The sequence below is a fragment of the Silvibacterium bohemicum genome, assembly GCF_001006305.1.
GTDB lineage: Bacteria > Acidobacteriota > Terriglobia > Terriglobales > Acidobacteriaceae > Silvibacterium > Silvibacterium bohemicum.
The window spans coordinates 753,100-766,936 of the sequence record NZ_LBHJ01000020.1; the positions used below are offsets into that span (position 1 = coordinate 753,100).

Consider the following 13,837-nt stretch of genomic DNA (forward strand, 5'->3'; position numbering starts at 1 on the left):
CCCATCAAATTTCGAGGCTGTAAGAAGATTGCCTCCGAATGATAGAGTGTTGGGGTACTTTATCGATTTACTTAGGAGATTTCCGTGTTTCTCGGTCTGGACGTAGGCACTGGTGGCACCCGCGTGGTGCTGGTCGATGAGCGGGGCCGCGTGGTGGCCTCGGCAGCAGAGGAGCACGCGCCCTTTCGGAGCGAATATCCGGGATGGGCCGAACAAGATCCCGAAGACTGGTGGAGAGCCGCGAAAAAGGCGATCGGCGAAGTGGTCGCATCGAGCGGCGGGGCGAAGATCGACGCCGTCGGGCTCACCGGCCAGATGCACGGCGCGGTCATGCTGGACGCGGCAGGCAACGTGCTGCGTCCCTCGCTGATCTGGTGCGACCAGCGCACCGACGAAGAGTGCGACTGGCTGCACAAAGAGATTGGACGCGAGCGCCTGATCGAGCTCGTAGCCAATCCTGCGCTGCCTAACTTCACACTCACCAAGCTGCTGTGGGTGAAAAAGCATCAGCCTGAGATCTTCGCCAAGATCGCGCACGTTCTTTGTCCCAAGGATTATGTCCGCTACCGGTTGACCGGAACTTACGCCATGGATGTGCAGGAGGCTTCGGGAACGCTGCTGCTGGATGTGGCGAATCGCCGCTGGTCCGCAGAAGTGGCGCGCATCTCGGGAATTCCGGAAGCGTGGCTGCCGCAGCTCTTCGAATCGCCTAAGGTCTGCGCGCATATTTCTCCCGAAGCCGCGGGATTGACCGGGCTGACGTCAGGCATTCCGGTCGTGGCCGGAGCCGGCGACCAGGGGGCGGGCGCGGTCGGCATGGGCATTCTCGCTCCTGGATCGGTCTCGGCCACCATCGGCACCTCCGGCGTGGTCTTTGCTGCGACTGCAACGCCAACCCGCGATCCGTTGGGACGGCTGCACACCTTCTGCCACGCAGTTCCCGGACGCTGGCATGTGATGGGAGTCACCCAGTCCGCCGGCCTTTCGCTGCGCTGGCTGCGGGACACGATTGCTCCCGACGAAAGCTATGATGCGCTGACTGCTCTGGCGGCGAAGGTTCCAGCGGGCAGCGACGGCCTGCTCTGGACGCCTTATCTGCTCGGCGAGCGCACCCCGCATCTGGACTCCCAGGCGCGCGCGGCTTTTGTGGGGCTCACGGCCGGCCACACGCGCGGACACCTGGTACGCGCGGTGCTGGAAGGCGTGGCCTACTCGCTCAAGGACACATTCACGTTGTTCTCCGAGCTCGGCATTCCGGTCAAGGGAGTACGCTTGGGCGGCGGCGGCGCTCGCGGCCCCTTGTGGCGCGAGATTCAGGCCTCGGTCTATGGATACACGACCGACATCCTGGTCGCCGAAGAGGGCGGTGCCTTCGGCGCGGCGTTGCTGGCCGGAGTGGGAGCGGGTGCATGGCCGGATACCGAGGCCGCCTGCGCCACCGCGATCACCATCGCGCAGCAGATTGCACCTGATCCCGCGGCAAAAGAGCGGTATGCTGTTGGCTATCAGGGCTACCGCAAGGTTTATCCCGCACTGCGCGAGATACGCGGCTAGCCGCAGGCTCTTTTCATCATCGACTGAGGTGCGACTCCTCGCACCTCAGTCGATGGAAAAAGGACAGGCGAGGAGGCGGTCATGCTTCTCGAAATCGGCAGGCTCATTTCGCTGTTGGTGAGCATTCTCTCGCTCGCCGCGCTCCTCACCAGCGCTTTCTTCGTACCCGGTTCCCACTGGGACGAGAGGCTGATGAGTTCGCTGATGCGGATTCTGTTGGCCGGCTGCATCTGCTTCGTCAGCGGCCTGCTCTTCAGCTGGCCTGAACAAAAGAACCCGGAGGCCCACTCCGACGTTCTTCACACCTTGCCGGTGCAGCTTTACTTCTGGTCCCTCGCGGGGATGGCGCTGCTCTTCGCCGTCTCCTGGTATCTCGAGGAATATTACGTTCCGATGCTGTGGCGTAATCAGCCGCACTAAAACGATTTCGTAGACGTTCTGCTGCTAAGGGCTCTCGATTCGAGCCCTTCATGTGCCGATAAAACGAAAATTAAGGGGATGCGAAGAGCCGGGTGTCTCCGGCAGCTGGCAACTCGCATGCCCAAAGAAGCCCCAGAAAAGGTTCGCAAATGCGGAGCGGAGCATTAGAATTTCAACTGAATCAGACGAAATTCAGCTCATTCCTCAGGGCTCACCGGGCCTCTTCGCAACTGCATAGCAATGGCATCTTCGCCGCCCGGAAAATGCGCGCCAACCAACAAAGCGAGCCCGGCGAATAATTTTAGGTAAAGGGAGACTCATGGCAGGGGAAGGCAAAAAGCCTTTATACCGGGAACTGTTGCTGTTGGCTTTTTTGCTTTCTGTTATCTCGGCCGCGTCCTCGCTTATCAGTGAGCAGAGCTGGCGCGCGGGAGGTGTCACCCTCCTCTGGCCTACGAACGGCTTCCTGATGGGCTATCTGCTGTGCGCACCGCGTCGCCGCTGGCCTGCGTATCTGGCAATTGGCTTTCTCGTCGATCTTGGCGTCAATCTCCTCCTGGGAGAAAGCTGGGCCTCGCCTTATCTCGCGCTCTGCAACATGGTCGAGGTCGGCCTGGCAGTGGCGTTGATGTACCGCTCGATCTCCTCTCCGCCGGACCTCACGCAAAGGAAACAGCTGACGGCGCTGATCCTTTACGGAATGGTCGTGGCCCCGGCCGTCGCCAGCGGTCTTGCGGCGCTGACGTCTTTACTCTTTGCACACCATAGCTCTCCCTACCTCAGACATCAATTTCTCCTTTTCCGCACCTGGTATCTGGCCGATGCCCTGGGAGCCGCCACCGTCACTCCGCTGTACTGGTCTTATCGCTTCCGGGTTGGCTATAACAGCCGTTCGTGGGGGGAAAGAATCGGCCTTTTCCTGCTGGTGATTGCTGCTACCCTGCTGGTCTTCCTGCAGTCTCGAGTGCCTTTGCTGTTTCTGCTGCTGCCCGTTCTGTTGCTCCTGGGAGTGCGGCTCGGTCTCGCGGCTTCGGCTCTGGGGCTGCTCATGGTTTCGGTTATCGGCGGCCTGCTCACGACCTGGGGCCACGGACCCGCCATGCTGATCCAGAACAGCACCCTGGCCTTCCGCGATCTGTCGCTGCAGATTTTCATCGCCATTGCCATGCTGCTGCTCTATATCGCAGAAGTGGTGACGTCAGAGAGCACGCGCCTGCAGCTCAGCCTCAAGGCCAGCGAGTCGCGTTTTCGGCTGCTCGCAGAATCGTCCCGCGACATTATCGTGATGTTGGGTCTGCATGGGGAGCGGCTGTATGTCTCTCCGGCTATCACCGAAGTGCTGGGATGGCAGCCGCAGGAGATACTCGCAGAGACCTTCCGCGACAGGGTGCATCCGGAGGACGCGCAGAAACTGACGCAACTGCTCGAAGATTGCGCAGCGGGAAAACCCACCCGGCCTCTCGCTTACCGGAGCAGAACCAAGGGCGGCGAATACCACTGGCTGGAGACGAATCCCCGGCTCTATCACGACCCCTTGACTGGCGAACCCGCCGGAATTGTGAGCATCCTGCGGGACGTCGCCGAACGCAAGACCGCCGAGGAAGAGCTGGCCCGGGCCTTCCGCATGGTGCAGAACCTGGCCAGCATCGACGGCCTCACCAGCATCGCCAATCGCCGGCTCTTCGACGAAACGCTGGAGCGGGAATGGCGGCGCGCGGTGCGGGATGGCCGGCAGTTATCCCTGGTGCTGCTGGATGTGGATCACTTCAAGCTCTACAACGATCTCTATGGGCATCTCTCCGGGGACGATTGCCTGCGCCAGATTGCCGAATCCATCCGGAATGTGGTGACCCGAGCCGCCGACCTGGCTGCGCGCTACGGCGGCGAGGAGTTCGCATTGATTCTGCCCAACACCGACCGCAACGGCGCCCTGAAGATATGCAACGAGATTCTTGCCGCGGTGCGCAAACGCAGTATCGTTCACAACGCCAATCCCCATGCAGTGGTGACGGTAAGTGCCGGATGCGTGACCTGCATTGCCCGTGACGATTCGAGTTATCGCATCGCGCTGGAGGCAGCGGATGCCGCGCTCTACAGAGCCAAAGCTCTGGGACGCAACCGCGTTGAGGTTGCGCACTCCGCTGACGGCAGCTGCGGAGATCCAACCTCTCCGCAGCTGCCACCTTCCAACGCAGTCTCGTCCTGATGTTGATCGCCTAGTTCGTGCCCGCTCGAATTAGGGAACGGCGTTGACCAGCTCCTGCAGCGGATCGAGAACCGTGAAGCGCACCAGGCCCACCGGCTTCTTCGCCTCTTCGATCAGGGCCAGCTTGCTTTGCTTCCAGTCTGCCGGTGCGTTCTGCTTCTTATCCAGATAGTCGAGCGCCTGCAGGCCTGTCGCGCCCAGATCGCCGAGCTGCTGCGCGCGTGCAGCAGCGCTCTCCAGCAGCGGAGCGGCCATCAATTGCTGCGCCTTCGGCGCAGCATCGACCCACTGCTGAAACCATGCTGCTAACTGCGCCCGCGCTGCTGTTGCGCCGGCAGGATCTTTCAGATATTCGGCGACCGTGATTTTTACCTGATAACGCGACGGTGGATCGGGACGCACCGCATCGATGAGGTGATCCATCGGCGTCAGTTGCGAAGTATGCTGCAACTGATAGCGCTCGCTGAAACCAACCGGCTGAAGAACGCCAGCCAAAGTTTTCAGAGGTGTGATCTCCTGCGTGCCGGCCAGCTTGCGCAGGCCCATATCCTCAGCCGCGAGATGCAACAGGCCGAAGTCTTCCAGGCGCACCGACTCCACCCACAGCCGGCGATACATGTCGTCGACATCGCGAAGGTTTTGCGGAGACCACAGCCGCTCGGCGATGGCCGCCGTGCGCGGCCAGATGCGCGAGTCCACACTGCGCGGCGAGATGTGCTCGCTCCACATGCAGGCCTCGCCGCCCAGAATATGCGCCGACTGCTCGGGCGTCAGATCGCTGCCCGCTGGCAGCGGGTCGACCAGATAGTGCTCCTCCGCGGAGTTGATGTGATCGAGATAGTAGCCCGCGGAGAGAATGCCGCTGTATCCGGCCTTGGCGCTGGCGGCCAGCGAATCGAAGCCGCGCCACGATTGAATGACGGCTTCCTTATCGAGGCCGGGAGCGAAGATTTCGTCCCATCCGATCATCTTCTTGCCGTGCTTTTGCAGGATAGGCAGCAGTTTGTGATTGAAATAGGTCTGCAGCGCAGCGGTGTCGGCGAGGTTATGCGCCTTCATAAACTCCTGAATGCGCGGATTGTTCTTCCACTGCACGCCGTTGTTCTCGTCGCCACCGATGTGCATGTAGGGATCGGGGAAGAGGTCGGCCATCTCGCCGAGAAATTTGTCGAGAAACTTGTATGTATTTTCGCGAGTGGGATCGAGCACCGGATCGAAGATCCCATAGATCCGCGAAATGGCATACGGTCCCTGGTTGTTGCCTTTGCCGTCGGAGCCCACGCCGCTGGCTAGATCGGGATAGCCAACCAGCCAGGAGAGCGCATGGCCGGGGATATCGAACTCCGGCACCACGCGGATGCCGCGGTCGCGCGCGTAAGCAACGATCGCGCGCACCTGGTCCTGCGTATAAAAATCGCCGTCCGATCCCAACTCAGTGAGCTTGGGGAAAACCTTGCTCTCGACGCGGAAGCCCTGGTCGTCGCTGAGATGCCAGTGGAAGACGTTCATCTTCACTGCGGCCATGCCGTCGATGGTGCGGCGGATGACCTCGATGGGCTGGAAGTGACGGCTGCTGTCGATCATCAGGCCGCGCCAGCGAAAGCGCGGCGAGTCCTGAATAGAGACGGCAGGCAGGATGAAGCCCGCGCCCTGCGGCTGAATGAGCTGATAGAAAGTTTCGAGGCCGTGGATGGCTCCCACCACTGTGGCAGCCTGCAAATGCGCACCAGAGGCGGTTACATCGAGCGAGTAGGATTCATTCTCATCGTCGGATTGAATTACCTCGCCCGCGCCATCAACTGTAACCGTGAGCGTTGCACTTCCCGATGCAGGCGCAGTCGCAATCTGCAGACCGGTCTGGTTCTCGACCCGCTTCAACAGCCGGGCGACCGCGCCGTCGAGCCGGGCATCGTGGAATTTGTCTTCCGATGCGGTGAATTGCGTCGTGAGTTCCAGCGTTCCGGACTGCACGGAGAGGTGCGCCGGCTGGGGCATCAGTGTGTTCACGAATTGCGGGCTCGAGGATTGGGCCATAGCGCCGGTTCCCAGAAGTGTTCCAAACAGAAAGGCTGTTGCAAGTCTTACAGTCACGATTCCTCTTTTCGCTGGCAAGCTGCGATGCGGGTAAAAAGAAGGATCAGTATACCTGTCTATACGTTCTCATCACCGAGTGAGGAAGCAGATTCTGTCGGTCCAATTCCAATGCCGGGCATCCTTCGCGAGGCGAGCCAATGCCACTACCAATCCTCCAATGTCCGATGGGGCGATTGTCTTGTCATCGATGAAGATCACACCGGTGTGGCTGAGTCCAGATTCTGCCCAGGTCTTGAGTAGGGGCGGGATCGTGCGCCGGTCATACGTCACGAGCGTCAATTTCCGAGCGGCAGCTTCGGTCAGGCAAGCAGCGTCATCCCGGCCCAGAAAATTCCCGTCCTGCCATTCCGTCATGGCATAGACGGTAAGCGGCTCATCCCTGCGCCGCAAGCCTTTGGCTACATCCGGCGATATGTGCTCGTCGAGCAGCAGCTGGAGCATATCAACGCTTAGCGGAACGGAACTCTTCTGCCTGCGGGAGCATACGCTTCAATGCGTCGAAATCCGTCGCATCGTTTTCAGCCAGTGCGTTCTCTATCTCTTCCCCAAAGGCCTCGGCGTAATGCACGGCGGCCTGAACCTTGGCGGCAGGCCATCCGAGATGCTTTGCTCCCGCGGCGACGTTGCCCTTATAGCTGCGGACGAGCAGCATAATCTCCCACACGGAGAGCGAGCTTCCCTGGATGTACGCTTGCCGGCCAGCGGGCGAATCGCGAAAGTCGATAAAGGCAAATTCCGAACGGCGCAGACCTTCCTCGACCAGTCGCGCGCTCGCATCGCTTGGAGTCCATCCATGGCGATTGGCCATGCGCTTCAGGCGTTTTTCGCTCTCCACCGGAAGGCGCATGCTGATGACCGTAGAACGGGTGGCTGACATAGGCTCCTACGTTGTTGCTACTGTAAGCATTGTAACTAAAGTGAGGGTCAGAGTATTGCGGCCGCAAGGGTATGCCCTTCCGGATCTCTACGATACTTTCTCAGCCCAAGCCATCCAAGGAAGATACCGAAGATCACCCCAAGAATCCCGGGCCACAAACGGCCACTCTTAATAATTTGCGGCAAGGGACCGAGACACAGGGCCGCACCTACGCAAAGCGAGCCTAAAAGCCGCGTTCTACCCTTGAATCGTGACGATGGTTGAAACGCAGCCGCGACAACACATAGGATCGCGAGGAAAATCAAACCGAGCGGGGCAAACCGAAGAGTCATTTGGAACTGCCCAGTCATCTCTTACTCCGCCTTCTTCATATTGTTGCTGCGGTCGTCGTCGGGAAGCACATGATCGGGGTCGACCACGGCCGAGGCAATCGGTTTCCCGCCGCCGACGTTCCACACGTAAACGCCCTTGGACAACCAGGTCTCGACGGGCAGCTTCTGACGAATGCTGGTACCGTCCTGGAATGCAACTTCGATGGTTGCGGGCAGCACCAGCTGTCCGCGATTGCTGATGGTGACCTTGTCACCTTCGATCTTGTCCACGGCGAGGTCCAGCTTCCAATTGTTCATGTACCAGCCGCGCCAGAAGTAGCTCAGGTCCTCGCCGCCTTCGCTCTCCATCTCGCGGAAGAAGTCCGATGGCGAAGGATGCTTGAACGCCCAGTCGCGAATGTACTTGCGGAAGGCCCAGTCGAAGCGTTCCGGCCCGAGGATCTGCTCGCGCAGCAGCACCATGCCATACGCGCCTTTAAAGTAGCTGACAGGATGGCCCTGAGCCCAAGAATAGGCATCGGCGCGGTTGAGAATCACCGGCGCGTCGGGATTGTCCAGCACCTTGAGGATCGTATCCTGCGGCTCGCCGGCGGCGGAGTACTCAGAGTCACGCTTGGGTCCATAGACACCGCCCTGGAAGCGCGCCGACTCGTCGATATCGATGAAGGTGTTGAAGCCTTCATCCATGAATGCATTGCGGCGCTCGTTCGAGCCTACGATCATGGGAAACCAGCTGTGCCCGATCTCGTGTGCGGTAATCCAGAAGAGGGTTTTGCTCTTATCCGGAATGCCATCGAAGACAATACCCGGATACTCCATGCCAGTGGAGAAGCCGGCCACGTTGATCGCCGCAGGCCACGGGTACGGATACCAGTCCTTCGAGAAACGCTCGACTGTGTCTTTGACATACTCGGTCGAACGCGACCACGCGTCTTCGCCGACACTCTCCGGCGGATAGACGGACATGGCCAGCGACTTCTTTCCATCGGGAAGATTGATGCGGGCCGCATCCCACACGAACACAGGCGAGGCGCTCCACGCCACGTCGCGGGTGCTGTCCATGTGGAAGTGCCAGGTGAGCGTGCCGCTCTGTTTCGGGCGGCTGGCGGGATCGGTGACTTCAGCTGCAGAGCGGATCACGATGGTCTTATCGCTGCTGCGCGCCTGATCGAGACGCGAGATTTCCGCCGCAGTCAGCACCTCTTTCGGATTCACCAGTTCGCCCGAGCCGGCGACGATCATGTTCCAGGGAACGGTCGCGTAGTAATCGAAGTGGCCGTATTCCAGATAGAACTCGCTGCCGATGTAGGGCTGAGTGTCCCAGCCGCGCAGGTCATCGTACACGCACATGCGCGGATACCACTGCGCCATGTCATAGATGTCGCCGGTCACAGTGGGCTTTGCGGTCGAACCCTCGATCGTTCCTGTCGTCGTGCCCCAGGAGGTGCGGCCGCCCCACACGCCGGGGATCTGGTAGTGATACTTGATGTGAATCCTGAGCTGCGTGCCGTGGCCTTTCAGCGGCTCGGCGAGGCGAATCTGCATGCGGGTGTCGGAGATGAGGTACTTGACCTCCTTCGTCTCCTTGCCCGACTCGATCGCGACCGACTCGAAGACATAGCCCTCGGTTGATAATTGCACGGGATCATTTGCCATGACCGCGCCGCGCCTCAGACGCACGCCGCCGTTCATCTCCTGCGCGCGTGAATCCTTGCGATACGTGTTCTGGTCGAGCTGCACCCACAAGCTGGGCAGCGTGTCCGGACTGTTGTTGGTATAGGTGATGACCTCTGTCACGCTGAGTTGCTTCGCGGCTATGTCGAGATCGGCGTGCAGCTCATAGTCGGCCTCGTTCTGCCAATACGCCGGCCCCGGCGCTCCGTTGCTCGAACGATAGGCATTCACAGGATCGGGCAAAGTCAGAGGCGCGAAGGTCTTCTCAGGATTGTAGGAAGACGCTGTCTGCGCGAATGCCGGCAGCAGAAGAGAAGATGCGGCAAGTATCAAAAGAAATGAAGAGGAGGTGCGAACGGGCATGGAGCTCTCTTTCAGCGGTTATCGTTTCGATTCGGGTCAGTTTGTTGTCGCCGCGCTAATGATTCGTCATTCTTATTTAACGATGAAGGCCCTTATTCTGAACGGAGCGAAGATGGCGAGCCGGTATCGCTGAAACCCTTACTGCCTTGGGTCGTCAGAATGACGGCCTCAAGATAAACTCCGTTCGTGTGCCGAAATTCCCTCGCCCTCACTTGCCATATTTCTCGAGCCACTTCAGCTCTTCGCGCACTTTGATGTATCCATGCCAGGGATTTTTATCCAGAGGATGATTCTCTCCGGGAAAGACCAGCAGCGTGTGCGGGACGTTGAGCCGCTGCAATGCGCGTTCCAGCAAGACCTGTTCGAGATAGCTGACTCGCACGTCCGCGTTGCCTCCGACGATATGCGTGGGCGTGGTGACCTTGTTGATCTGGAAGAGAGCGGCCTCGCTCTGGTAAAGATCGGGCTTCTCCCACGGCGTGCCGGAGAGATACCATGCGTCGTCGAAGGTGAGATCGTCATTGCCCCAATTCGCGGCGTGCTCGACCGCGCCGGCTCCGGTGACCGCAGCCTTGAAACGCGTGGTCTGCGTGATGAGCCAGTTGGTCATATAGCCGCCATAGCTGTATCCGCCGATGGTCAGATGATCGGGATCGGCGATGCCATCCTTCACCAGCGCATCGACGCCGGACAGGATGTCGCGTCCCGGTGCTGAGACCAGATGCGGCATGATGGCCTGCGAGAAGTCGTCCCCGTAGCCGGTCGATCCGCGATAGTTGGGCCGGAAGACCAGCCAACCGTTGGTCGCGGCCAGCGTGGCCCAGTCGTACCAGTCGGCGCCGAAGCGGTTGCCGTCCGCGTCTTCCGGTCCGCCATGGATCAGCGTGAGCATGCGCAGGTGTTTCTCGCCTTTTTTGCCGGGCGGATAAATGAGCACTCCCTCCACGCTGGTGCCGTCGTCGGACTTCCAGCGGTAAGGCTCCCAGCTCACCTGCGCACGTTCGGCGAAGATGGGATTCAGCGATGTGACCGGCTTGACCTCGTCGAGCTTCGAAACAGAATCCGCGACATAAAGCTGCGCCGGATCGGTGATGGTCGAGTGCGTGAAGAGGATCGTGTTGCCGTGCAGTGCGGCGTCCACATGGGCGTAGTCGCCGGAGACGGTCGCTATGCCTTCGGCGTGAGCGCCGTCGATGCGATAGAGATGCTGGTCGATGCCGGTCAAGCCTGCGGCGATCAGCTTGCCATCGGCCATGACGGTGAAATCTCCCCACGATCCTGGGAAATCGGCTCCCAGCCGGGCAGGCTTCTCAGAATTCAGATCGAGCGCGTAGATGCGCCCCTGCGCATCCTGATAGGGGCCTTCGATGGACCCTCCGCCGGCCTGAACCAGAAAGTAAATTCGCTTGCCCGCGGGATCCCAGGTGAGGTGACTCTCCAAGCCATTGTTATGCGTGAGCTGCTTCGCGTCTCCTCCACTCGCGGCGACGAGAAACATCTCGGTCTCCGACGGATTTTCGAGGCGATGCGAGATCGAGCCTGTTTCGAAGGCGATCTGGCTGCCGGAGGGTGATGGCACAATCTCATCGATAGCCAGCGAGCTGTGCGCGATCACTCGCGCTGCCGCTGGCAGCTGTGGCTTATCTGCGGCGGTCTTCTCTTCCTGATGCGCCTCGGGCGTCTTGCTGCTTTGTTGCAGGGCAGTAGAGACGGGGATGGCCAGGAGGACATCGCCGCGCTCCTGCTCGCGCCAGCGAATCACATCTTTCCACTCCGCTTTGTGCGCCTCGTCTTGATCCTTGGATAACGGCTCGGTCACGGAAAAATCGATGTTCGAACTATCCGCCGACCAAGCGAAGGTGTGCGCGTCGAGCTTTTCCCGATAGAGCGGGAAGGCCTCTCCGCCATTCACAGGGATCAGCCAGATACGGCTGGGCTCGCCATCTTTGTCGTCATCGCTGCCGCTGTCATTCAAAGAACGATCCGAAAGGAACGCAACGTAGCGTCCGTCCGGAGACCACGCAGGCGAAGAGTCATGCCCGGACTGAGTGAGCGGAATAAGCTTCCCCGTCCTCTTCGTCCACAGCCATAGTTCATCCTTGAATCGGTTGTGCTGCCAGTCCGGAGAGCTGAGCGCGAGAACCGCTGCCGATCCATCGGGCGCGATGCGCGCGTCATGGATCTCGGTGGCGTTCATGAACTCATCGAGCGAGATGGCGGGCTTTTGCGACTGTCCATTCGCAAAAGGCAGAAGACCCAGGGCTAAAAGAGAGACCGTGCCGAAAACTTTCATAGTGGATTGTGAACACTATAAATGGAGGGCGCGCAGACGCAGTTTGATGAGGTCGCAAGGCTCCAGCTGCAAGGATATGCCGATATGGTCCGAGGCGAGCGATGCCCTGAATGCACCGGAGAATCCCGGCGATCCCTCGTAACAAAGGTTCGCCGAGATTCTTGCTCACTTCGTTCGCCAGAATGACGGGGATAGCTTTTCAGAATAAGGTGGATGAAATTGTCAGAATGCCGGGGATAAGATTGTCAGAACCACCTGCGGGAGATAGGAGCGACACCAGACTGCGGACCGAAATCTACAACCTCAGCCCTATCCGCTACACCCTGCCTTATTTGCCGCGATAATCCTTGAACAGCTCCGGAAACTGCTCCTTCAACGCCTCGATCCTGGGGCGATCGCAGACCTGAATGTAGGGATTGTCGGGATTGTGCAGGGCGTAATCCTGATGGTAAGACTCGGCGTCATAAAACGCTTTGAGCGGCACCACCTGCGTTGCAATCGGCCGGGGGAAAATGTGCGCGTCATTCAGTTGAGAGATGTAGGCCATGCTGATCCTGCGCTGATCTTCATTGCTGTAAAAAATGACCGACCGGTAGGACGAGCCCACGTCCGGGCCCTGACGATTGACCTGTGTAGGATCGTGCGCCACCGAGAAGAAGATACGCAGCAGCTCACCGTAAGTAATCTTCGATGGATCGTAGACTACCTTCACTGATTCCGCATGGCCGGTAGTTTCTGAGGATACCTGGTCGTAAGTCGCGGTAGATGCCGAGCCACCGGAGTAGCCCACCGTGGTATCCACCACGCCCTTCACCCGCTCAAAGACCGATTGCGTGCCCCAGAAGCAGCCTCCGGCGAAAATGGCGGTCTCCTTGGCCGGCTTGGCGGACAGGTTTACATCGGCCTTGGGTGCGGGAACCGCAGGATGACCCGCCGCGAGTGCAATGGGAGCCAGGGCGAGAGCGGTAATAAGAGTGACAACCTGGTTACGAAGCTTCGATACGAGCGGCATTTCGTTCTCCTGAGCCATTTTTCCGGCCCACATCATGAGACGCTGCCACTGCGCCGAAGTTACGAATTCTTTGCTAGCCAGCGTTACGAGCGGTCGCTGCGCTTGGCTTCACGCCACTTCCATGCAACGTATGCCAGGTAGACAAGGTGGAAGACCCAGGTAACCGTGTAAGCCGCAACCAGGTGACGGTGGAACATCGGGTTCACGGGATTCATGCAACCTCCAGCGCCGCGACCGCGGCCTTTTCCTGAGCGCGCTGGGCGCGGATTTCAGCCGAGTAGCGCAGGCTGACGATGAGAATCCCCCACATGATCCAGCCCGCCATGTTCCAGAAAAGAGCCGGCAGCATGCTTGGATCCAGGCCCGAATTCGGTCCACCGAAGAAGACCGGCGAGGGATGCTGGGTGCGCCACCAGCGCGTGGACATGTAAACAATCGGCACGTCGGCATAGCCGAAGATGGCCAGAACCGCGGCCAGCGTGCGCATCTCGGCTCCGCTGGTGAAACGCCGTAAAAGCAAATAGGCCACGTAGATGAGCCATAGAACCAGGGTGGTGGTAAGCCGTGCATCCCAGGTCCACCAGATACCCCATGCCGCGCGTCCCCAGATGGAGCCGGTGGTCATGCCGATGAGGCAGTAGACCACGCCCATCTCCGCCGAGGTCAGCGCCAGGGCATCCGCCTTCAGCGCGATTACCTTGTTCCGGTTGCGGAGGGCGAGGTAAACGATGGAACAAATGAGGTTAAGCGCAAAGAAGATGGCCATGCCACACCACGACGGCACATGGTAGTAGAGTATCCGCGAAAGGTCGCCCTGGTCGCGGTCCGCCGGAACCACGTACATCGCGACGCGAAATCCATTGGCTAGCACTGCCAGAGTAGCTGCCGCCCACAACCAGCGAAAGACCTTCATCATCCATCCTTTAGAGCGTACGTATCAGTTTACTGGACAGAGGGTTACGAAAAACCCTCGAAAAAGTGAGAAAAACGCTTTTCAAGACTTAGTGGAAAG

Annotated in this window: 11 protein-coding genes; 3 read left to right on the forward strand and 8 right to left on the reverse strand. The window is 59.7% G+C overall.

The window, feature by feature from the left end:
• Positions 1-84: 84 nt before the first annotated feature.
• The 3 genes from xylB (at position 85) to XX99_RS26190 (ending at position 4,180) form a co-directional block, all read left to right on the forward strand.
• The gene (gene xylB, locus XX99_RS26180) at positions 85-1,554 is read left to right on the forward strand and encodes a xylulokinase (protein ID WP_050062332.1); all 1,470 of its coding nucleotides are present in this window, start codon (positions 85-87) and stop codon (positions 1,552-1,554) included.
• A gap of 81 nt (positions 1,555-1,635) precedes the next feature.
• Positions 1,636-1,974: a hypothetical protein gene (locus XX99_RS26185; protein WP_050062333.1), complete on the forward strand. Its 339-nt coding sequence runs from the start codon at positions 1,636-1,638 to the stop codon at positions 1,972-1,974.
• Between the two features lie 319 nt (positions 1,975-2,293).
• Positions 2,294-4,180 carry a sensor domain-containing diguanylate cyclase gene (locus tag XX99_RS26190; protein ID WP_050062334.1) on the forward strand — a complete coding sequence of 629 codons (1,887 nt, stop codon included), beginning with the start codon at positions 2,294-2,296 and terminating at the stop codon, positions 4,178-4,180.
• A gap of 30 nt (positions 4,181-4,210) precedes the next feature.
• On the opposite strand, the gene XX99_RS26195 is transcribed toward XX99_RS26190, so the two are convergent.
• The 8 genes from XX99_RS26195 to ccsA all read right to left on the reverse strand — a co-directional run bounded on the left by XX99_RS26195 (position 4,211) and on the right by ccsA (position 13,741).
• A complete protein-coding gene (locus tag XX99_RS26195; RefSeq protein ID WP_231581630.1) occupies positions 4,211-6,271 on the reverse strand; it encodes a beta-N-acetylhexosaminidase in 2,061 nt (686 codons plus the stop codon).
• A gap of 72 nt (positions 6,272-6,343) precedes the next feature.
• Positions 6,344-6,715 carry a hypothetical protein gene (locus XX99_RS26200; RefSeq protein ID WP_050062336.1) on the reverse strand — a complete coding sequence of 124 codons (372 nt, stop codon included), beginning with the start codon at positions 6,713-6,715 and terminating at the stop codon, positions 6,344-6,346.
• Position 6,716: 1 nt separating this feature from the next.
• Complete coding sequence (locus XX99_RS26205; protein WP_050062337.1) at positions 6,717-7,151, reverse strand: hypothetical protein; 435 nt, start codon at positions 7,149-7,151, stop codon at positions 6,717-6,719.
• A gap of 353 nt (positions 7,152-7,504) precedes the next feature.
• Positions 7,505-9,520 carry a M1 family metallopeptidase gene (locus XX99_RS26215; protein WP_050062339.1) on the reverse strand — a complete coding sequence of 672 codons (2,016 nt, stop codon included), beginning with the start codon at positions 9,518-9,520 and terminating at the stop codon, positions 7,505-7,507.
• Positions 9,521-9,728: 208 nt separating this feature from the next.
• Complete coding sequence (locus XX99_RS26220; protein ID WP_050062340.1) at positions 9,729-11,813, reverse strand: S9 family peptidase; 2,085 nt, start codon at positions 11,811-11,813, stop codon at positions 9,729-9,731.
• Positions 11,814-12,141: 328 nt separating this feature from the next.
• Complete coding sequence (gene msrA, locus XX99_RS26225; protein ID WP_050062448.1) at positions 12,142-12,825, reverse strand: peptide-methionine (S)-S-oxide reductase MsrA; 684 nt, start codon at positions 12,823-12,825, stop codon at positions 12,142-12,144.
• 83 nt (positions 12,826-12,908) lie between these two features.
• Complete coding sequence (locus XX99_RS28480) at positions 12,909-13,040, reverse strand: hypothetical protein (RefSeq protein ID WP_260315235.1); 132 nt, start codon at positions 13,038-13,040, stop codon at positions 12,909-12,911.
• Positions 13,037-13,741 carry a cytochrome c biogenesis protein CcsA gene (gene ccsA, locus XX99_RS26230; protein WP_311732213.1) on the reverse strand — a complete coding sequence of 235 codons (705 nt, stop codon included), beginning with the start codon at positions 13,739-13,741 and terminating at the stop codon, positions 13,037-13,039. The genes XX99_RS28480 and ccsA overlap by 4 nt, the downstream gene beginning before the upstream one ends.
• Between the last annotated feature and the right edge of the window lie 96 nt (positions 13,742-13,837).